The 19371-nt window shown below is 74.2% G+C and carries 22 protein-coding genes; 8 read left to right on the top strand and 14 right to left on the bottom strand.

Going from position 1 to position 19371, the window contains the following annotated elements; genetic code table 11:
* Nucleotides 1–3: 3 nt before the first annotated feature.
* The 11 genes from VKK44_RS27665 to VKK44_RS27615 all read right to left on the bottom strand — a co-directional run bounded on the left by VKK44_RS27665 (nt 4) and on the right by VKK44_RS27615 (nt 7909).
* Nucleotides 4–432 (bottom strand): hypothetical protein, encoded by a 429-nt coding sequence (locus tag VKK44_RS27665; RefSeq protein ID WP_343444110.1) that lies wholly within the window; start codon nt 430–432, stop codon nt 4–6.
* Nucleotides 429–899 (bottom strand): TadE/TadG family type IV pilus assembly protein, encoded by a 471-nt coding sequence (locus VKK44_RS27660; RefSeq protein ID WP_343444109.1) that lies wholly within the window; start codon nt 897–899, stop codon nt 429–431. Before VKK44_RS27660 ends, VKK44_RS27665 begins: the two co-directional genes overlap by 4 nt.
* Nucleotides 896–1306 (bottom strand): TadE/TadG family type IV pilus assembly protein, encoded by a 411-nt coding sequence (locus VKK44_RS27655; protein ID WP_343447919.1) that lies wholly within the window; start codon nt 1304–1306, stop codon nt 896–898. The genes VKK44_RS27660 and VKK44_RS27655 overlap by 4 nt, the downstream gene beginning before the upstream one ends.
* Before the next feature lie 74 nt (nt 1307–1380).
* Complete coding sequence (locus VKK44_RS27650) at nt 1381–1596, bottom strand: hypothetical protein (RefSeq protein ID WP_343444108.1); 216 nt, start codon at nt 1594–1596, stop codon at nt 1381–1383.
* A 26-nt stretch (nt 1597–1622) separates the two neighbouring features.
* Nucleotides 1623–2486: a type II secretion system F family protein gene (locus VKK44_RS27645; protein ID WP_343444107.1), complete on the bottom strand. Its 864-nt coding sequence runs from the start codon at nt 2484–2486 to the stop codon at nt 1623–1625.
* Nucleotides 2486–3442, bottom strand: a complete 957-nt coding sequence (locus VKK44_RS27640) for a type II secretion system F family protein (RefSeq protein ID WP_458351696.1) — start codon at nt 3440–3442, stop codon at nt 2486–2488. The genes VKK44_RS27645 and VKK44_RS27640 overlap by 1 nt, the downstream gene beginning before the upstream one ends.
* Nucleotides 3385–4929 carry a CpaF family protein gene (locus tag VKK44_RS27635; RefSeq protein WP_343444105.1) on the bottom strand — a complete coding sequence of 515 codons (1545 nt, stop codon included), beginning with the start codon at nt 4927–4929 and terminating at the stop codon, nt 3385–3387. The genes VKK44_RS27640 and VKK44_RS27635 overlap by 58 nt, the downstream gene beginning before the upstream one ends.
* Nucleotides 4919–5743 carry a ParA family protein gene (locus VKK44_RS27630; RefSeq protein ID WP_343444104.1) on the bottom strand — a complete coding sequence of 275 codons (825 nt, stop codon included), beginning with the start codon at nt 5741–5743 and terminating at the stop codon, nt 4919–4921. The genes VKK44_RS27635 and VKK44_RS27630 overlap by 11 nt, the downstream gene beginning before the upstream one ends.
* Nucleotides 5743–6408, bottom strand: a complete 666-nt coding sequence (locus VKK44_RS27625) for an SAF domain-containing protein (protein WP_343444103.1) — start codon at nt 6406–6408, stop codon at nt 5743–5745. Before VKK44_RS27625 ends, VKK44_RS27630 begins: the two co-directional genes overlap by 1 nt.
* A complete protein-coding gene (locus VKK44_RS27620; RefSeq protein WP_343444102.1) occupies nt 6405–7349 on the bottom strand; it encodes a hypothetical protein in 945 nt (314 codons plus the stop codon). The genes VKK44_RS27625 and VKK44_RS27620 overlap by 4 nt, the downstream gene beginning before the upstream one ends.
* Nucleotides 7343–7909 (bottom strand): hypothetical protein, encoded by a 567-nt coding sequence (locus VKK44_RS27615; protein WP_458351574.1) that lies wholly within the window; start codon nt 7907–7909, stop codon nt 7343–7345. Before VKK44_RS27615 ends, VKK44_RS27620 begins: the two co-directional genes overlap by 7 nt.
* Nucleotides 7910–8490: 581 nt before the next feature.
* Between VKK44_RS27615 and VKK44_RS27610 the strand changes: the two genes are divergently transcribed.
* Together VKK44_RS27610 and VKK44_RS31090 are read left to right on the top strand one after the other, a co-directional pair.
* Nucleotides 8491–9273 (top strand): prepilin peptidase, encoded by a 783-nt coding sequence (locus VKK44_RS27610; protein WP_343444101.1) that lies wholly within the window; start codon nt 8491–8493, stop codon nt 9271–9273.
* A 32-nt stretch (nt 9274–9305) separates the two neighbouring features.
* Nucleotides 9306–9680 (top strand): hypothetical protein, encoded by a 375-nt coding sequence (locus VKK44_RS31090; RefSeq protein ID WP_458351695.1) that lies wholly within the window; start codon nt 9306–9308, stop codon nt 9678–9680.
* Here the strand turns inward: VKK44_RS31090 and VKK44_RS27605 are convergent.
* Nucleotides 9583–10062, bottom strand: a complete 480-nt coding sequence (locus tag VKK44_RS27605) for a hypothetical protein (protein ID WP_343444100.1) — start codon at nt 10060–10062, stop codon at nt 9583–9585. The two genes, VKK44_RS31090 and VKK44_RS27605, sit on opposite strands and share 98 nt — an antisense overlap.
* A 96-nt stretch (nt 10063–10158) precedes the next feature.
* On the opposite strand from VKK44_RS27605, the gene VKK44_RS27600 reads away from it, so the two are divergent.
* A complete protein-coding gene (locus VKK44_RS27600) occupies nt 10159–10899 on the top strand; it encodes an SAM-dependent methyltransferase (protein ID WP_343447917.1) in 741 nt (246 codons plus the stop codon).
* A 228-nt stretch (nt 10900–11127) separates the two neighbouring features.
* Nucleotides 11128–12261: an MFS transporter gene (locus tag VKK44_RS27595; RefSeq protein WP_343444099.1), complete on the top strand. Its 1134-nt coding sequence runs from the start codon at nt 11128–11130 to the stop codon at nt 12259–12261.
* 3 nt (nt 12262–12264) lie between these two features.
* Here VKK44_RS27595 and VKK44_RS27590 read toward each other — a convergent pair whose 3' ends face one another.
* Nucleotides 12265–12558, bottom strand: coding sequence for a hypothetical protein (locus tag VKK44_RS27590; protein ID WP_343444098.1), 294 nt, complete (start codon nt 12556–12558; stop codon nt 12265–12267).
* Nucleotides 12555–13454 (bottom strand): RNA polymerase sigma-70 factor, encoded by a 900-nt coding sequence (locus VKK44_RS27585; protein ID WP_343444097.1) that lies wholly within the window; start codon nt 13452–13454, stop codon nt 12555–12557. The genes VKK44_RS27590 and VKK44_RS27585 overlap by 4 nt, the downstream gene beginning before the upstream one ends.
* Nucleotides 13455–13621: 167 nt before the next feature.
* On the opposite strand from VKK44_RS27585, the gene VKK44_RS27580 reads away from it, so the two are divergent.
* The 4 genes from VKK44_RS27580 (at nt 13622) to VKK44_RS27565 (ending at nt 19174) form a co-directional block, all read left to right on the top strand.
* Nucleotides 13622–14107 (top strand): carboxymuconolactone decarboxylase family protein, encoded by a 486-nt coding sequence (locus VKK44_RS27580; protein ID WP_343444096.1) that lies wholly within the window; start codon nt 13622–13624, stop codon nt 14105–14107.
* 246 nt (nt 14108–14353) lie between these two features.
* Nucleotides 14354–15325 (top strand): endonuclease domain-containing protein, encoded by a 972-nt coding sequence (locus tag VKK44_RS27575; RefSeq protein WP_343444095.1) that lies wholly within the window; start codon nt 14354–14356, stop codon nt 15323–15325.
* Nucleotides 15312–15953, top strand: a complete 642-nt coding sequence (locus VKK44_RS27570; protein WP_343444094.1) for a hypothetical protein — start codon at nt 15312–15314, stop codon at nt 15951–15953. Before VKK44_RS27575 ends, VKK44_RS27570 begins: the two co-directional genes overlap by 14 nt.
* The gene (locus VKK44_RS27565) at nt 15953–19174 is read left to right on the top strand and encodes a helicase HerA domain-containing protein (protein WP_343444093.1); all 3222 of its coding nucleotides are present in this window, start codon (nt 15953–15955) and stop codon (nt 19172–19174) included. The genes VKK44_RS27570 and VKK44_RS27565 overlap by 1 nt, the downstream gene beginning before the upstream one ends.
* Nucleotides 19175–19371: the final 197 nt, after the last annotated feature.

Here is a 19371-nt window from a genome sequence, read left to right as displayed (position 1 = left end):
TTCCTACGGTCCGGTGAGCGCCCGAGCGGTGGCCTCACCGGTGACGGTGGCGGTCTTCTGCGCGCCGAAGAGCCCGATCAGGTCCCGGCGGTAGGTGATCCGGACGCGTACCCGGATCTGGGTCTCGAGGCCGACCACGGGGAAGTCGACGTCGTGGCCACCGACCCCACCCGCGGCGCGGAGGTAGGCGGCGACGGCCGCACGGGCGGCGACCTGGTCGATCCGCTTCGGACCGCCCTCGATGGCGCTCGCGCGGTCGATCATCTGGCCGCCGCTGCGGGCCGCCTCGGCAGCCAGGTTGTCGGCGCGTTGCAGCGTGCGGAGCTGCCCGGCGCCGTCGTAGGCGAGGCTGACGATGGCCAGCACGCCGGTCATCGCCACGGCCAGGAACAGGCTCACCCGGCCGCTCTCCGCACCCCGTCGACCGGTCATCCGCGACTCCGGTAGGTGTCCAGCGGCGAGGTGAAGCGCGCCGTCACCGTCTTGCTGCCCGGCACTCCCGGCAGCCCGGGCGCGCGCAGGTCCTCGAAGGAGACGGTGCAGGTGACAGTCACCGTGACGGTCGCCGGCACGCCGGCCGCGCTCCGGTACGCGGCGGCGAAGCTGGTCGCCTGCCCGGCCACCGACCCGCTCAGGCCCAACCTCGGCGGGGCGGTGCAGCGCAGGCCGGACCAGTTGAGCTGGTTGCGGGTCGCCTGCTCGGCGGCCTTCTCGCCGTCGCGGGCGTCGCGGGCCAGGGAGGCGGCCCGGGCGGCGTCGTGCGCGGCGGACTCCACCGCCTCGTCGGCGACGGCCGTCCGGCCGGCCACCCCGGCGAGCACCATCAGCCCGATGAACGCGGGGGCGAGCACCGCCACCTCGATCGAGACGGACCCGCGGTCCCGGGGCGCCGGCCTCATCGCGTGGTCCACCGTTCGACGGGGCCGTGCGCGGTCTGCGTGACCTCGAAGTCGACGCCCGGGACGACCGACAGGGAGCGACCCCGGACGGTGCAGGTGACGTCGGTGGCGGTTTCCACGCAGGTCGGGCCGACCCGGTCCCAGCCGGCCAGCCAGTCGCCGGACCGGCGCAGGAAGGCGATCGCCTGGGCCCGCCCCGCATCAGGTCCGGCGTCGTACGTGCGTTGGGCGTTCACCCCGGTCTGTGCCGCGTTGAGCGCCGTGGACCGGGCGACGAACCAGACACCGACCTGGATCGAGCCGAAGAGCAGCACCAGGATCGCCGGCATCATCACGGCCAGTTCGACCGGGTTGGCGCCCCGTTCGTGCCCGCCCGCGGCGAGGCGGGCGCGAACGGCGGCGGCGATCCGCCCCGGACCGCGCGGACCGGGGCGGCCGGCGGGTGCCGGCCGGCTCCGGACCCTACGGGCGGGGCGGGAGGTCACTTGGTCACCACCGGGTCCTTGTGGTCCGGGATGCTGGTCATCCAGTCCCGCGCCTTGGTCAGCGCGAGCCCGGTGACCACGACCGCCACCGCGACCAGACCGAAGATGATGACGGCGGTCGGTACCGGGCTGTCGCCGCGCTCGGCCTGGTGGCGCAGCTCGGCGAGGCGACTCCGGACCGCCGCGTAGACGTAGGTGCTGAACAGTTGCATGACGGTGCTCCTTCTCGGGGTGGGGTTCACAGGCGGGCGAGGAACGGATAGACGGCGAAGCCGAGCAGGACGAAGACCAGCAGCGAACCGGGGATGTCCAACTTGCTGGTCACCCCCTCGGCCCGGGTCAGGTTGTCGGTGCGGATCTGGTCGCGCAGCGAGTCGGCGCGGGACCGCAACGTCTCGTGCACCTGCGCGCCCTCACTGCCGGAGGAGCGCATGATGGCGCCCACGTCGCCCAGCTCCGGGATGCCGATCCGGTCGGCCAGGTCCTGCAACTCGTCCCACGGCGAGTGCATCTGGAGCTGGGCGAGCCGCAGCGCCTCCCGGATCCGGTCGAAGACCCAGCCGTCGCAGACCGCTGCCGCGCGTTCCAGCGACTGCACCGGGCCGTGCGCGGCGGAGAGCTGCAACGCCACCAGGTCGAGGTAGGTGCAGACCGCCTGCCGGAACTCGTCCCGGGCGGCGTTGGCCTTGTCGAGCACCGAGCGGTGCGCGACCAGGCCGGCGAGCAGCGCCAGGCCGAGGCTGGCCAGCACCGGCACGGCCACCGGCACGGACACCCCGCCCAGGAAGAGCACGGCCGAGAGGACCGCCGGCGTGGCGAACCCGATCAGCGCGGAGAGCAGCACCGACAGGGCGTACTGCTCCGGGGTCCGGTCGAGCAGCGCGAGCTGCCGGGTCGGCGGGCGCAGCCAGCGGGCGAAACCGCCGAGCCAGTCCGGCCCCGCGCCGGCCGTCGGGGCCTGACCGGGCGGCTGGTGCAGCCGGCGCAGCGCCGGGCCGAGCGCCGGGGTGGCCGGCAGCGCCTCGCGGACCACGAGGAAGAGACCGAGCCCGACCGCCGACCCGCCCAGCACCGCCGCCGCGAGCTGCCAGTTGATGACCACTATGCGATCGCCTCCTCCGGGTCGGGCGCCGGCAGGAAGCGCGCCGGACGCGGCGGCTGGCTCATCGAGCGCACCCAGACCAGCAGGCCGATGAAGGCCGCGCCGAGCACCGCCATCACGAGCTGCCCGGTGACCGTTCCGTAGGGGCGGATGTAGTCGCTGTTCACCAGCCCGTACGCCAGCGTGGCGAGCGTCATGCCGGTGAGGAAGCGGACCGCGAACCGGGGCTGGGTCCGCTTCGCCTCCACCTCGCGCCGGGTGGCGACCTCGGCGGAGGCGGCGCCGGCGATCGAGCGGAGCACGTCGCCGAGGCGCTCGCCCCGGTCGGTGAGGTGCAGGATCAGCGCGGCCACCACCTGGTCGGCTACCGGGTCGGCGATCTCGTCGGCGAAGGCGAGCAGCGCGGACCTGGCCGACCAGCCGGCCTGGAGGCGGGCGGCCAGCGTGCGTACCTCCTCCTGGATCTCCTCCGGCGCGGTGGTGATGGTGCCGACGATGGCCTGCTGGAGCCCCTGCCCGGTGGCCGAGATGTCCTTCAGGCGGCGGGTCCACTCGCCGACCGCCTCGACCCGGGCGATGGCCCGTTGTTCGGCCCGGCCGACCGCGAACAGCCACGGCACGCCGGGCACCGCGAGCGCCACCAGCAGGCCCACCACCGGCAGCCCGGTGAGCAGGAACGCCAGCGCGCCGGCGGCCACCGCACCGCCCAGCAGGAGCTGGTGGCGTCGCTGGTCGGCGCGACCGGTCCCGGCGCCGGTCCAGAGCCGGCTCAGGCCCGGCCCGGCGCTGCCCGGCGTCGACCCCGGTGGCCGGCGGGTGCCGACCAGCGCGACCACGGCCAGCACCAGCCCGGCCACGCAGGCGGCGCCGGAGACCAGCGCGACCAGCTCGATCTGCGTCACGCCGGCCCCCCGTTCGGCCGCCGCCCGAGGTGGGTGTGCCGGGGCCGCCGCCAGGCGCCGACGCCGGCCTCCACGAACCGGGTGAGCAGGCGCGAGTCGTAGCCGACGCGCAGCAGTTGGTCGCGGATCCGCTCCGGCAGGTGGCGGGGGACCGCCCGGCCGTCCGGCCCGGGACCGAAGACCGTGGTGGTGGTGATCCGGTTGCCCTCGCCGACGCCGATGACCTCCTCGACGTGCGAGACGAAGCGGTGCTTGCGGCCACCGATCGCGGTCTCGTCCTCGACCGTGACGTAGACGATCAGGTCGAGCGCGTTGCCGGCCATCCGGCGGGCCTGGTCGACGGTCATCTCCCGGCCGTGGGAGAGCGCCAGCTCGATGATCCGTTCGCTCACCCCGGCCGGGGTACGGGCGTGGATGGTGCACATCGACCCGCGGCTGGTGGTCATCGCCTGGAGCATCGGCACGATCTCCCGGGACCGCACCTCGCCGACGATGATCCGCAGCACGCCCATCCGCAGCGACACCGGGATCAGGTCGGCGATGCTCACCTCACCGGCCGGTCGCCCGTCCGCGCCGCGTTCGCCGTGCCCCTCCCGGGACTCGAAGCTCATCACCGCCCGGTGCTTGTGCCCGCGCCGGGCCGGCAGCAGTTCCCGGCTCTCCTCCAGCAGCACGTACGGCTCGTCGGCCGGGATGTCGTCCATCAGCGCCCGGATGACAGTGGTCTTGCCGGCCCCGGCCAGCCCGGCGACCATGATGTTCAGCCCGGCCCGCATGGACGCGCGGAGGAAGTCGCGCAGCAGCGGGTCGATCATCTCGTCCAGGTCGGGCCGGCCGCCGGCGATGTCCTCCAGGCTCACGTCCAGCGTGTTGTGCTTGCGGATCACCGCGTACGGGCGGTGGCTGACCAGGAAGACCGCGGCGAGCCGGCTGCCGTCGGGCAGTTGCAGGTCGAGCGTGGGCTTGGAGGTGGAGAGCGACCGCTCGGTGGCGCCGGCCCGACGGGCCGCCGCCTGGAGGATCTCCACCAGTTCGTCGTCCGTCTCGGCGATCGGCTCGGCCCAGTCGACGCCGCCGCCGTGCCGGGTGATGCGCACCTGGTCGCAGCCGAGGATGTGCACCTCCTCGATGGTGTCGTCGACCAGCAGCGTCTGGAGCCGGCCCAGCCCGACCAACTCGGCGGTCACCTGGTCGAGCAGCATCCGTTCCGCGTCGGCGGGCATCGGCGTGCCGGCCCGGCGCACCGAGTCGGCGTACGCGGACACCACCGCGACGGCCAGCCGGGCCCGCTCGACCTCCTCGGCGTCGGCGTCGAACTCCCGCCCGCGCTGCCAGTGGGTGAGCCGCTCGCTCAGTTCCCGGCGCAGCTCGCGGACGACCGCGAAGTCGACCCGGGGGCGGGGCGGTGGCGCCGGCGGCGCGGCGGGGAGGGCCGGGCCGGCCACATGGTGCCGTCCGTTCGGCGGCGCCAGCGGCGGGACCGTGGAGACGACACCGGGTTGCTGCCCGCGCGGGTCGTGCGAGACCGGCTCAAACCGCACCGGGCACCCCCGGCGCGCTCACCGCTGGCGTGGCCGTCACGCCGGGCCAGGACAGCCGGGCCCGTCGCCGGTCCAGCAGCGCCCGGACCGGCACCTCCAGCGCGCCGGCCGCGCGCATGAGCGGCCGGTTGGCGCGTACGGTGCCGCCGCGGCCGAGCACCTCGGCGGTACGCGGGTCGTGCGGCAGCCGGGCGATCACCGGCAGCCGCAGCGCCTTGCTGATCTCGCTGGTGCCGTGCCCGTCGCCGACCACCAGCAGGCGCAGGTTGCCCGGGGGGACGCGGTGCTCGGTGAGGTCCCGTTCGATCGCCCGGACCGTGGCCCGGGTGGCGGAGAGGTCGGGCAGGTGCGCGCGGGTGACCAGCAGCACCACCGCGGCGGCCCGCAGCAGCGGCCACGGTGGACCGCCGACCGCCAGCCGACCGCAGTCGACCAGCACGTCGTAGGGGGGCACGCCGCGTTCCAGCCCGGTGAAGTAGTCGGCGAAGCGCTGCCAGAGCGGGACCACGCTGCCGGCCTGGGCCGGGTCGACCACGCCGGGCAGCAGCAGCCGCTCGCGGCGGGGCGCGTCCAGGTCGACGAGCTGGGACCAGAACGTGCTCTCCAGGCTGCCGTCGCGCAGCTCGCCGACGGCCAGCTCGCCGATGCCGCGCGGGCCGTCGAGCGCCCCGCCCAGGTAGCCGGCGAGGATCGAGCCGCCCGCCGGGTCGCACTCGGCCAGCACGAGCCGGCGGTGCCAGCTCAGCGCGGCGGCCAGCGCGGTGGTGGTGACGCCGGGCGAACCCTTCGCCGAGACCAGGGCGATGATCGCCATCAGGCCGCCTCGGTGAGCACGAGCGCGATCCGGTCGTCCGCGGCCAGCACCACCACCGCCGGCACGTCCCGGACGGCCAGCGCCAGGTAGACCACCACGTCGCCGTTCTCCGGCGTGGCGGTGTCGATCACGGTGGCCGTGAACCGGGTGCCGCCGCCCCGGGCCGTGTCGGAGCCGCTGGTGCCGGCGGTCGGCGTGCTGACCAGCAGCACCTTGTCGCCGGGGTGCAGTTCGCGGGCGGGCACCTGGTCGGCCGCCAGCCCCAGGGCGATCTGCTGCTGGCCGGGTCCGAGCAGCGGGGCGTCGGTGAGTTGGGCCGGGGTGAGCAGCGTGCCGGGGGTGAGCCGCACGGCGGCGCGCAGGCCGAGCAGTTCCTTCATCCGGTCGGCCGGCACCGGCCGCAGCTCGCGTCCGCCGGAGACGCGGACCGGCACCAGGTCGTCGGCGGTGAGCTGCTGGCCGACCTCGACCGGCCGGGCCACCGCGAGGTAGCTGCCGGTGGACCGGACCGAGGTGACCGCGAACGCCGCGCCCAGCCCGCCGAGCGCGATCAGCAGGATGGCCAGGCCGAGCAGGCCGGGCCGGATGCGCCGCTGCCGGACCACCTTGGGCGGCGCCACCGGCGCCTCGACCGGGGTCCCGTTCCGGGCCGCCACAACACTCATCGGGTCACCACCTGGAGTTCGTTGATCTGCACCGGGATGACGCCGCTGACCCGGCTCTGGTCGATCACGCCGCGCTCTCCGCCGCCGGACCATGTGACGGTCCAGAACGTGGTGGCGTAGACCTGGTACGTGCCGGCCTTCGGGTAGCCGTTGGGAAGGCCGCAGTCGGGCGAGGGGGCGCCGGCGTGCGGCCCGCTGGAGTTGTAGGGCGTGCCCGGCCCGTGGCACTCGACGTCGAGGTCGTCGGCCATGTGCCAGACGATCCGGTCCACCTTCGCGTTGATCGAGACGGTGAGGCCCCGCTCCGAGGCGGAGGCGCTCAGCGGCCCGAAGTACGAGTTGCCGGGGCTGGCCCACATCCAGACCGGCAGCCCGACCAGCCCCGGCCCCTTGCTGCGCCTCGGCGCGACCGCCGCCCGGGGCGGCAGCAGCGAGATCGAGGCCAGCGCGCGCCGGGCCAGCTCCTCCGGGTCGGGCGGGGTGCCGAAGCCGCCGGGCGGCGCGTCGAGCAGCACGTTGCCCTGCTGGCCGGTGGCGCCGCCGACGCAACTGGCGGTGTACCACTGCTTGCCGTCGGGCGCGGGGAGTTGGGGCTCGGCCAGCTTGTAGTAGCAGCCGTCGCTGTTGTTGAACCAGCCCATCACGTCGTCGTAGCACTTGACGACCTGGCCGTTCCATTGGCACTTCGCGGTGCCTCCGCCGCTGCCGCTGCCGCCGCCGTCGTTGCCGCCGCCGCCCGGCCCGCCGCCACCGCCCGGGACGCCCGGGTCGTCGTCCCAGACGTCGCAGTTGGTCTGTTCGGGCGGGCAGGATCCGCCCGGGTCGGCGGCCCGCGCGGGCGCGCCGGTAAGCGTCAGCAGGGCCGCCAGCCCGGCGACGAACCACCGGCGGGGCGTCCCGGCCCGGCGGGCCGGGACGCCGCCTCCTCCCCAGGTCAGCACGGCTGGTCCTGGTGCGCGACACCGGAGTTGATCAGCCACCGGCCGTCCGGGTAGCGGGCCGCGGTCGCGGTGGCGAGATACCGTCCGCTCCGGGTGCCGGGCACCGGCTTGCCGTCCTTGGCGTAGACCAGCCGGTAGCCGGTCGCGTCCAGGCAGTCCTGGATCTCGACGGTGGGCGTTTCGGCGGCCAGGTCGACCGAGACCACCGTGGGGGTGGAAACCAGTTTTCCGGTACGCATCGCGCCGTGCTCCTTCGCGTCACGAATTGCCAACCGAACCTGGGTCAGCAGCGGGTCGGCCAGAAAACGGCCGAGGGCGGGATGGCCGGGATCGCTGCGGGCGCTCGCCGTCCGGGACGCGGCGAGATAGCCGGAATAGGCGGTGAGTGCCGCTTCTTCGGCCGCCTTCTCCTCGGCGGTGGAATGGGCGGCGGGCGCGGCGGCGCGGCCGGTCAGCGGTTCGGTAGCCGCCTCGGGCCCGGTGCCGCAGCCGGCTGCGCCGGCCGCCAGCACGAGGCTGAGCAGGCAGCTTTCCCATCGGCGGGATTGCCATGTGCGCAACGCCGAGCCCTCCTCGGTGCCGGCCCGGTGCGGTCGCGCGGAGCGCTCCGGGGCATGCGGAAGTGCGCCCGGATCTGTCGGACCGGACCTCGACCGCCACCGTGTGCATTTACCTGTGCTGATCTTCGTCAAATGTGGAACTGATGTCTCCGGTCGGCCTCCGACGCGCATTGAGCGGGGGTTGCGTCGTACCCAAGGGGCGAGCATAGGCTGACGTCCGCCGATGCAACAGAGGCAATTCACGTGAACACGTTGAGTGAAGACGGGTGGTGGCGGCCGGTGGTGTTCCGGACGGTGACGAGCGGGTCCTTCCCGGCCTCCCCGACAGTCGGTGTGCGCTCACCCGCACCCGTCCACCCGCCCGCGCCGGCCGCCCGCCGCCCCGCCGGTATGGGTGGGGTGCACCCCGCTCGTCCGATCCGTCCCGCCGGCCGGCCACGCCCGCCACGCGTCGCCGGCACCGGCCGCGCCGGGGGCCCGCCGGACGCCATTTTCCGCGCCATCCGCCACACGCCGATCAACGTGCCGTCACTCTGCGTGCTCCGCAGCGGAACCACCGGCGACCGGACGGGGGACCCGGCATGACCACCGAACGGGTCCGCCACCCCGACCCGCCGGCCGTCACCCGCCGCCCGCTCGTCCGGCTGTTGGCCATCCTCGCGGTCGGGCCGCCGGTCCGGCTGGCGGTGGCCCGCTACGCCGTACCGCCGGACCGCCCGGACCGGACGGCGTGCGACGCCTGCGGCACGCCGATCGGGCTGGACCGGCCGCTGCCGGCACTCGGGCCGGCGGCTCGCTGCCCGGGCTGCCGGACGCGGATCGGCGCGCCGCCGGTGGTGGCGGAGGTGGCGCTCGGAGTCGCGGTCGCGGTGCTGGCGCTGGCCGGCGGGTCGCCCGGCGCGCGCCTGGCGCTGGCCTGGTGGCTCGCCTGGGCGGTGCCGATGGCGCTGGTGGACGCCGCGGCGCACCGGCTGCCCGACCGGCTGACCTGGCCGGCCGCCGCCGGCACCGCGGCGCTGCTCGGGGTGGCCGCGCTGGCCGGGCCCGGTCCCGCGCCCTGGGTGCGGGCCGTCGCGGCGGGGCTGGCACTCGCCGCCGGCTTCGCGGCCACCACCGTGCTGTTCGGCCGGCGCGGTTTCGGCCTCGGCGACGCCAAGCTGGCCCTGGGCGCGGGCGCGCTGCTCGGCTGGTACGGCTGGCCGGTCCTGGTGGCCGGGCTGGTGCTCGCGGTCACCCTGGCCGCGCTGGCCGGGCTGGTGCTGCTCGCCGCCCGGCGGGTCCGCTGGAGCAGCCACCTGCCGTTCGGGCCGTTCCTCATCCTCGGCACCGCCGCCACGCTGGTGCTCGTCACCGGAGGCGGGTGACCGGCCACCATCGACGTGCGCGCGCCGGCGCCATGGGCCGGCTCGACGAGACCGGGTCGGTCTTCGCGCTGGCGAACGGCTGGGTGGGCTGGCGGGCCACGCTCGACGAGGGCGAGCCGTACGAGATGCCGGGCAGCCACCTCAACGGGTTCCACGAGCAGCACGAACTGAGCTACCCCGAGGGCGGCGAGCAGCTCCGCGTGACCGGCCCCGAGCCGGTGAGCCGGCCGATGCCGCCGGTGCCCGACGCCGGCCCCGAGCCCGCCTCCCCGCCCGGCCGCCGCCCCGCCCGCAGGTGGGGCGGGCGCGTCACGGGGTGCTGGGCGGCGGCTGGGCCGGCACGCCGGACATCCGCTCGACAACCTTCTCCAGCGCCTCGAACGCGTACGCCCAGTTGTGGCACTTGAAGCTGCGCAGCCCCGTGATCGGGGTGCGGCAGTCGGCACAGTGGACACCGGGCACGGCGTCCGGCACCTCGGTGTTGACGTACTTCCGCTCGCCGAGCACCACCCGCGCGATCATCGCCGTGTCGTGCACCCCGTGCAGCGCCGACGAGACGATGTCGTACCAGGTCACCCGGCGTCCGCACTTCGGACAGTCGGGCTCGTCGCCGCTGACCCACAGCGGCGCGCCGATGCTGTGCGCCGGAATGTTCAGCAGCCGCTCCAACCGGCGTACGTCCGACTCCGGGGTCATCCACCGATGCCGCCCCGGCAGTGCGGCGGGCGAGTCGTAGACGGCGCGGAACAGCACCGGGTCGACCTCCACGGTCTGCCGCCGGTCGGTCATCGGTACCTCCTGGGAACAACGGGTCAGCGGTTCGTCGCCCAGGGTGCTACACATCAGGGCGTGACGGAGGCTGAAACGCGACCCAACGTCGCCCGGATGTACGACTACTACCTGGGCGGATGCCACAACTTCGCGGCCGACCGGGCCGCCGCGGAGGAGATCCTCAAGATCTTTCCGGACACCGGCGTGGCGGCCCAGACCAACCGCGCCTTCCTGCGCCGGGCCGTGCGCTGGGCGGCCGAGCGGGGCGTACGCCAGTTCCTCGACGTCGGCGCCGGGCTGCCCACCCAGGGCAACGTGCACGAGGTGGTCCGCGCGGTGCACCCGGACGCCCGGGTGGTCTACGTGGACACCGACGAGGTGGCTGTCGCGTACGCCCGGCGGTTGCTGCCCACCGACGGCGGTCGCACCGTGGTGGTCCGCGGTGACCTGCGGCGGCCCGACGAGCTGCTGGCCGACCCGACGCTGCGTGCCACGCTCGACCTCACCGAGCCGGTGGCGCTGCTGCTGGTCGCGGTGCTGCACTTCGTGCCCGACGAGGACGACCCGTGGACGGCCGTGGCCCGGCTGCGCGACGCCACCGCGCCCGGCAGCCTGCTCGCGTTGTCGCACCTGACGCTGGACGGCGCGCCGCCGCTGCCCGCGCGCGCCGGCACCGAGGTCTACCGGCGCAGCAGCGCGCCGCTGGTGCCCCGCACCCACGCCGACGTGGCTCGCTTCCTCGACGGGTACGACCTGGTCGAGCCCGGTCTGGTCCGGCTGGCCGACTGGCGGCCGGACGGCGAGCCGCGGGCTGCCGTGTCGCACGGCTACGGCGGGGTGGGTGTGCGCCGCTGACCTCCCGACGACATCCAAGTTAGCAAGCATCGGGCATCTGCGGTATCGGCCGACGAACCGATCAGATCGGGCGGAAATCCTCGTTAGATTCGCCGAGCTGATCTGACGGGGAGGTCACCGGTGTCCACTGTGCCCACAATCGAAAAGCGAATTCCGCCACTGGTCCGGCGGGGAATCGTTCCGGAAACGCGACCACAGCGCATTCTCGCGCTGGCGACGTTCGTCAACATGATCGGCAGCGGTGTCTTCATGGTCACCGCCGCGCTGTTCTTCACCCGCGTGGTCGGTCTGCCGCTGGCCCAGGTCGGCCTCGGCATGGGCGTCGCCGCCGCCACCGGCCTGCTCGCCGGCGTACCGGTGGGGCATCTCGCCGACCGGCGCGGGCCGCGGGAGGTCTACCTCGGCATGCTGCTGGTCCAAGGCGCGGCGATGGGCGCGCTGCTTGTCGTCCGCAGTTTCTGGTTGGTCCTGGTGGCGCTCTGCGTCGGTGAACTGGCCCGGTCCGCCGGGGGCGCGGCGCGGGGACCGCTCGTCCGCGGAATCGGCGGCGACGACCTGACGAGATATCGCGCGTACCTGCGCTCGGTCGCCAATCTGGCCGGCAGTTGCGCCGCGATCGCGACCGGGTTCGCCGTGCAGTTCGACAGTCGCCCGGCCTACCTGGCGCTGGTGCTGGCGAACGCGCTCAGCTTCGTCGCCGCCGCGAGCGTGGTCGCCGCCCTGCCGGCGCTGCCGCCGGTGCCCGCGCCGCCCCGCACCAACCGTTGGGCGGTCCTGCGCGACCGGGGGTACGTGGCCGTCACCGTGCTGGACGGCGTCATGTCGGTCCACCACCAGGTGCTGCTCTTCGCGCTGCCGCTGTGGATCGTCGGGCACACCGACGCGCCCCGCTGGCTGGTCGGCGCGACCGCCCTGGTCAACACCGCGCTCGTGGTGCTGCTCCAGGTCCGGGCGAGCCGGGGCGTGGACAGCAGCGACGCGGCCGGTCGGGCCGTACGCCGGGCCGGGGTCGCCTTCCTCGCCGGGATGGCGGTCGTCGCCGCGACCGCCACGCTGCCCACCTGGCTCGCCGTCGCCGGCATCGGGCTCGGCGTCTGCGTGCACACCGTCGGCGAACTGTGGCACACCGCCGGCTCGATGGAGTTGCGCTTCAGCCTGGCCCCGGCGCACGCGCAGGGGCAGTACATGGGTCTGTTCGGGTTCGGCGCCGGCCTGGCGAACGTGGTGGCGCCGACCGTGCTCGCGTTGTGCTGCATCACCTGGGGTGCGCCCGGCTGGCTGCTGCTCGGCGGCGTGTTCCTGGTGGTGGGACTGGTGACGCCGGAGGTGGTGCGCCGGGCGGAGCGGAACCGTCCGGCGTGACGCTCAGTCGAGGCCGCGGTGGGCGGCCCAGAGCGTGGCCGCGCGGTCGGCCGCCGCCGCCACCAGCGCGGCCAGCTCCGGCCGGTCCGGCACCCGGAACGACACGTACGCGCCGCGCCCACCCGCCGTGGGCCGGCCGTACGCCTTCGCGGCGAGCCGGCCGTCCGGCAGCAGCCGGATGTTGAGCGTGGTCAGCGTGAACTCCTCGCCGCGCCGGGTGTCCGTCCAGCGCAGCGCGTCCGGGACCGTCACGTTGATGGCGAGGGCGCTGACGTCGGGCGGGGCGTCGCTGCTCATCCGGGCATCGTCGCACGGCGGCTCAGCGTCGTCTCCCGGGTCATGCCCGACAGCTTCTCCGGGTTGCGCACCGCGTAGAGCCCGGTGATCCGGCTGTCGTCGAGGCGTACCGCCACGACCGTGTCCAGCTCGCCGTCGAGCCGCACGAGCAACGCCGGGTAGCCGTTCACCTGTGCCGGCGCCATCGACGCCGCCCCGGCGACCCGACGCCAGCCGCCGGCCAGCAGGCGGGCCACCTTGTCGGCGCCGGTGACCGGACGCGGGATCGCCTGCTTGATCCCACCGCCGTCACCGACCAGCACGACGTCCTCGGCGAGCACGGCGAGCAACGAGCGGAGGTCGCCGGTTTCGACCGCCCGCCGGAACGCGTCGAGCGCATCCCGGGTCTCGGCCGCGGAGACGGCACGGCGGGGTCGGCGTGCCGCCACGTGGGCGCGCGCCCGGTGCGCGATCTGCCGCACCGCGGCCGGCGTCTTCTCGACCGTCTCGGCGATCTCGTCGTACCCGACGTCGAACACCTCACGCAGCACGAACACGGCCCGCTCGGTCGGCGTGAGCGTCTCCAGCACCAGCAGCACCGCCATCGAGACGCTGTCGGCCAGCGCCACGTCGTCGGCCACGTCGGGCGCGGTCAGCAGCGGCTCGGGCAGCCACGACCCGACGTACGACTCCTTGCGCCGGCCGAGCGCGCGTAGCCGGGACAGCGCCTGGCGGGTGGTGATCCGTACCAGGTAGGCGCGCCGGTCCCGGATCTCGTCGAGGTCGACGCCGGACCACCGCAGCCAGGTCTCCTGGAGCACGTCCTCGGCGTCGGCGGCCGAGCCGAGCATCTCGTACGCGACCGTGAAGAGCAGGTTCCGGTGGGCGAGGAACTCCTCGGTGGCCGGGTCCGCCATGGCTGGCTCCTCCACTGCTCGGCTGCGTTCCCCCACCAGACGCCGGCCACCGGCCCGCTGTGACACCGCGCCGCTGTGGTGGGCGTCACCCGACCACGGTGTCACGCCGGCCCCGCCGCCGGCATCTCGTGGACGACCGAACGCCACACCACCGGAGAGGCAGAACCATGGAGACCCGATTCAACCTGTTCGAGAACCCGATCTCCGCGAACTTCTTCAAGCGGTTCGCCAACGCGGGCCTGGTGATCCAGCGATCGTCGCTGCCGCACTCCGTCCAGGAGCTGGTGTCGCTGCGGGCCAGCCAGATCAACGGCTGCGGCTGGTGCATCGACATGCACACCAAGGAGGCCACCGCCGCCGGGGAGAGCGCGGTCCGGCTGCACCTGGTCGCCGCCTGGCGCGAGTCGACCGTCTTCACCGAGGCCGAACGCGCCGCGCTGGCGTTCGCCGAGGAGGGCACCCGGCTCGCCGACGCCCACCAGGGGGTCTCCGACGAGACGTGGGCGCAGGTGCGCAAGCACTACGACGACGACCAGGTCGCGGCGCTGGTCTGCCAGGTCGGGTTGATCAACGCGGCGAACCGGTTCGCGGTGATCGCACACCAGCCGGGTGGCTCGTACGAGGCCGGCATGTTCGCCGCCGCGCTGGGCTGACCGACGGGGGATCGGCCCGGTCCGGGATCGTCTCCGGGCCGGGCCGGGCCGTCGACTGCCACGCCCGGAGGCACTCCTGCTCGATCCGCCGTTCCCGGCAAGCAGAGAGGGGGCCCGGGGCGCTGTCGGTTTGCGGTCACCACGACAGCCTGGCGCGGTCCGAAGCGGATTCGTACCCTGGTCCGGGACGTCTCGGTCGACGGTGGGGAGGGGTTCGCGCTGCTGTCGAACCGGAGCCTCGCCGACGTGCCGTCCGACCGCGTCGTCGCCCTGCCCGACGCGGACACCGACGCGCTGGCCATGCTGATCGCCCACGACCATCCGGACCTGGCCGCCGTGGTCCACCGTCCGGCCGTCCGACCCGCGATGCCGGCGGACGTCGTGCACGCCGCGCTGGACCGGCTCGAACAGGTCGCCGTCGAGCTGCTGCCGGCCTGGCTGCCCGAGATCGCGGACGGACTCCGCCCCGACACGTCCGGGCTGGCGGCGGTACGGGTCGCGGCCACCGCGCGGGCCCGCCGCGAGCGGTTTCCCGGCTCGTTCCTGCCCGACCTGGCCGTCTACGCGGTGACCGGTCGACGGGCCGCCACCATGCCGCTTCCGGTGCGTATCCGGGCAGCGGCGCTGGCCCGCCTCGTCGCCGGCGCGTTCGGTCGGCGGCGGGTGGTGCTGCTCGTCGAACCGGCCGGCGGCGACGGCGCGGTGGTCGCGGCCGGGGCCGCCTGGCTCGTGCAGCACGGCGGTCCGGCCGTCTGGCTGGTGGGGGCCGGCGCGGCCGGGCCGGACGAGCTGCCGGAGTTCCGGATCGCGCTGCCGCGCGCCCCACTTTCCGGTGGCCCGGCGGTGGGAAAGCCGCATCCGGGCAGCGACGTCGAGAAGCGGCTGGAGGCGGCGCTCGCCGCCGAGAGCTGGGCCGCCGGCCGCCGGTGGAACCAGAACTACCGGTCCCACGGTTTGGCCACGCCGGTGCGACTCGATCTACTGTGGCCGGACGAACGGTGCGTGGTGGAGATCGACGGGCCGGAGCACTGCCGTCCGGTCCACTTCGAGGCCGACCGGCAGCGCGACGTCCAGCTCCAACTGGACGGCTACGCGGTCCTGCGCTTCACGAACGCCCGGGTGATCCACGACGTCGGCGCCGTGGTCCAGCAGATCGGTACGTATCTGCGGGCCCGTCGCCGGGACATGGCGGAAGGACGGCATCATGGCCGGCGATGAGCTGACCGCATCCGAGAGCGCGATCCTCGTCGTGCTCATGGCCGAGGCGCGGGAGGTGTTGAACACCGAACTCCGCGACCGCTACCAGCTCGACGTACGCAAGCCGCAGCGGGACAAGCTCACCCGCCTGCACTACATCGCCAGCCGCCGGAGCGGATCGACGTACGCCCTCCAGCTCGACGACAAGGGCTGGGTACGCATGCAGACCGACCTCGACTTCACGCTGCGCGGCGCGTCCGCGCTCGGTGCCGCGCTGGCCGCCCTCCAGACCAACCTGCGCGAACGCGTCCTGGCGCGTAGTGGCTGCGCCACGCTGGCCGAGCTGTTCGCCCTGACCGACGTACGCGCTCCGGCGGCCGGGCCGGCCGGGTCGATGGAGGCGCGCGTCGTCAGCGCCTACCGGGCGCTCGCCGACGAGCCGGGGGCCTGGGTGAGCCTGCGCCGGCTGCGCCCGTTCTTCGCCGACGTGCCCCGGGAACACCTGGACGAGTCGCTGCGCCGGCTCAGCCGGAGCGACGGCGTGACCATCGCGCCGGAGTCGAACCAGAAGACGCTCACCGAGGCGGACATCGCGGCGGCGCTGCGACTCGGCGGGCAGGAGAACCACCTGCTGGCGATCGGCGTGTGATGGACGAGGCGGAACGGACCGCACTGGCCGCCCTGCGGTTCGACTGGGCGCCGGTGCCCGACGACGTGTGGCGACCGCTGCCCTTCCACGTGGACGGCCTGCACCTCCCGGTCGTCCGGGAGGTCCTCGCCGGCGTGGACGAGGCCGCGTCGAACCCGCACGGCAGCCCGCTCGGTCTGGTCGTCCGCGGTCAGCGGGGGTCCGGCAAGACCCACCTGCTGGGCGTGATCCGCGAGCAGGTGCAGCAGCGGGGTGGCTACTTCTTCCTGGTCGGCCTGCTCGACGCCGAGAGTTTCTGGGACGGGGTGCTCGCCGCGATGCTGGACGGCCTGGCCCGGCCGGTGCCCGGCAGTCCGGAAACGCAGCTCAAGCTGCTGCTGCGGCGGCTGTCGGCGCTCGTGGGCGCACCCCGGACGGCTCGACGGGCGGTGATGGGCGACACCGAACTCACCCGCGCCGCACTCGACGCGTTCCTGGAAGGGTTGGGCGACTTCGACCGGCACGCGGCCCGTACCTGCCAGGAGACGGCGCGGGCGCTCGCGCTGAGCGCCTCCGAGGACATCTCCCACCGCGACGTCGCGGAGAACTACTTCCTCTCCGGCGAGGAGATGGCGCCCGGTGAACGCGCGGCCTGGGGGATGCGCCGGGTGCCGCGCCCGGCCCAGCAGATCGTGCAGGACCTGTCCTGGCTGCTGGCGCTCACCGGCCCGTCCGTGGTGGCGATCGACCAGATCGACACGCTGATCGCCCAGTTGGCGATCCAGAGCGACCCGGCGGTGGTGGGCGCCGCGATGAGCCCGGAGCAGGCGCTGATGCTGGCCCGGATGGCGGACGGCCTGATGTCGCTGCGCCAGACGACGCGGCGCACGCTGACCGTGCTCGCCTGCATCCCGAACTCGTGGACCATCATCCGGTCCACCGCCGCCGACACCGTGGCCGACCGGTTCCGGGAGACGCCGATGCTGCGCCGCATCGACGACGCCGACCTGGGCCGGGCGATCATCGAGAAGCGGTTCACGCTGCGCTACCAGGGGGTCGGGTTCTCCCCGCCGTACCCCTCATGGCCGGTGTCCCCGCACGCCTTCGCCGGTGCCGGGTCGTTCACCCCGCGGCAGTTGCTGATCGAGATCGACGGGCACATCCGGGCCTGCCTCGCGGACGACGAGGTCCGGGAGATGACCGGCCTCGGCGAGCCGCCCGCCGCGCACCCCCGGGTGCCCCGGCCCACTCCGGCGACCGCCACCACCGAGGAGACGGAGCGCTACGACGCCCGCTTCGCCGAGCTGCGGGCGGCTGCCGATCTCGTCGCGCCGCGCGAGCGGACGTCGGAGGACCGGACGATGCCGGCACTGCTGACCGCCGGGCTCACCGCCTGGATCCTGGAACGGGGTGACGCCGGGGCGGCGTTCAGCGTCGATCCGCCGCCGAGTACGGACCCGCCGCTGCACGCCCGGCTGCGGCTGACGCTGAACGAGCACACCGAGGACCAGGTGCACTGGTGTTTCCGGGCGATCAGCGACAACCACCACGGCAACGCGGCGCTGGCTCGGCTGCGCAAGGCGTGCGTGGCGTCGGCTCTCGACACCGGGCTGGCGAAACGCAAACTGTTCCTGCTGCGTAACCGCGACTGGTCGACCAGCGCGGCCACCCGGAAGACGCTCGACGCGTGCCACGCCGCGGGCGGCCGGACGATCGGCCTGGACGACGAGGACCTGCGGACCCTCTCGGCGTTGCGGGTGATGCTCGCCGAAACCACCATGGACCTGCGGGGCTGGCTGGCGGAACGGCGACCGACCCGGGAGCTGACGTTCCTGCGGCAGGCGCTGGCGGACGTCGACGGCTGGACGGCGGCTGCCGGGCCGACCCCGGAACCCGCGTCGGCCGGGCAGGCGACCGGTCCGGCCCCGGTGACCGAGCCGGCACCACCCGAGCCGCCGGCGTCGGCGATCACCCCGTCCGAGGTCGGAACCGAGCCCTCGGCCGCGACCGAGCCGGCCTTCGTCGTCGGCCACGGGTACGACGACGGCACGCCGGTCCCGCTGGCCCTCGAAGCGCTCCGGAAGCACGCCACGATCTTCGCCGGCTCGGGGTCGGGGAAGACCGTGCTCATCCGTCGCATCGTGGAGGAGTGCGCCCTCGCCGGCGTCTCCGCCATCGTGCTCGACCCCAACAACGACCTCGCCCGGCTCGGTGAGTCATGGCCCGAGCCGCCCCCGGGGTGGCGGCCGGGCGACGCGGCCCGGGCGGCGGACTATCTGGCCCACACCGACGTGCTGGTCTGGACGCCGCGCCGCAGCTCGGGCCGCCCGCTGAGCTTTCAGCCGCTGCCCGACTTCACCAGCGTGCGCGACGATCCGGACGAGTTCGGCGAGGCCGTCGAGGCGGCCGTCGCGGCGCTCGCGCCACGCGCCCTGGTCACCGGCCGGGCCACCCGGGCGCACCTGGGGCTGGCGGTGCTGCGCAAGGCCGTCGAGCACTACGGCCGGCGCGGCGGGTCCCGGCTGAAGGGCCTCGTCGACACGTTGGCCGACCTGCCGGACGGGATCATCGACCTGGAGGACGCCGACAAGATCGGTCTCAGTCTCGCCCAGACGCTGACCGCCGCCATGGTGAACGACCCGCTCTTCGGCGGCGAGGGCACGCCGATGGACCCCGGTGTGCTGCTCACCCCCGCCGCCGGCAAGCGGGCCCGAGTCTCGGTCGTCAGCCTGGTGGGCCTGCCGTCCGACGACGTCCGCCAGAGCTTCGTCAACCAGCTCCAGATGGCGCTCTTCGCCTGGATCAAGAAGCACCCGGCCGGTGACCGGCCGCTGCTGGGGCTGCTCGTCATGGACGAGGCGCAGACGTTCGCCCCGTCCGGGGCGATGACCGCCTGCACCCAGAGCACGCTGGCGCTGGCCGCCCAGGCCCGGAAGTACGGGCTCGGGTTGATCTTCGCGACGCAGGCGCCGAAGGGGCTGCACAACCGCATCCCCGGCAACGCGGCGACCCAGTTGTACGGCCTGATGAACAGCCCGATCCAGATCGAGGCGGCGCGCGAGATGGCCCGGGCCAAGGGCGGGGACGTGCCGGACATCTCCCGTCTGACGGTGGGCGAGTTCTATCTCGCCGCCGAGGGCGCCGCGCCGCGGAAGATCCGGACGCCGCTGTCGTTGAGCCACCACCCGCGCAGCCCGCTCACCGTCGATGAGGTGCTGGATCGAGCTCGCGATCCACGGTGACCAAATTATCGCTGAGAGTCATGTGGCGGTGGTTGACTCCGCCGCTCGCGGAGGGTCCTTACCGCGTGACTTTATGCTCTATGGGCAGGTCAAGGTGCTGATCATTGATCTCCCCGAACATTGTGGACGCTGAGCTGTCTACATTCGCGCCCCGCCACGGATAGTAATTGGCGAACCGAAGGGGCCAAGGGGGAACG

Origin of the sequence: Micromonospora sp. DSM 45708 (assembly GCF_039566955.1) — a bacterium.
In the GTDB taxonomy this organism is placed as follows: domain Bacteria; phylum Actinomycetota; class Actinomycetes; order Mycobacteriales; family Micromonosporaceae; genus Micromonospora.
This window is presented reverse-complemented; position numbering and strand designations above follow the sequence as displayed.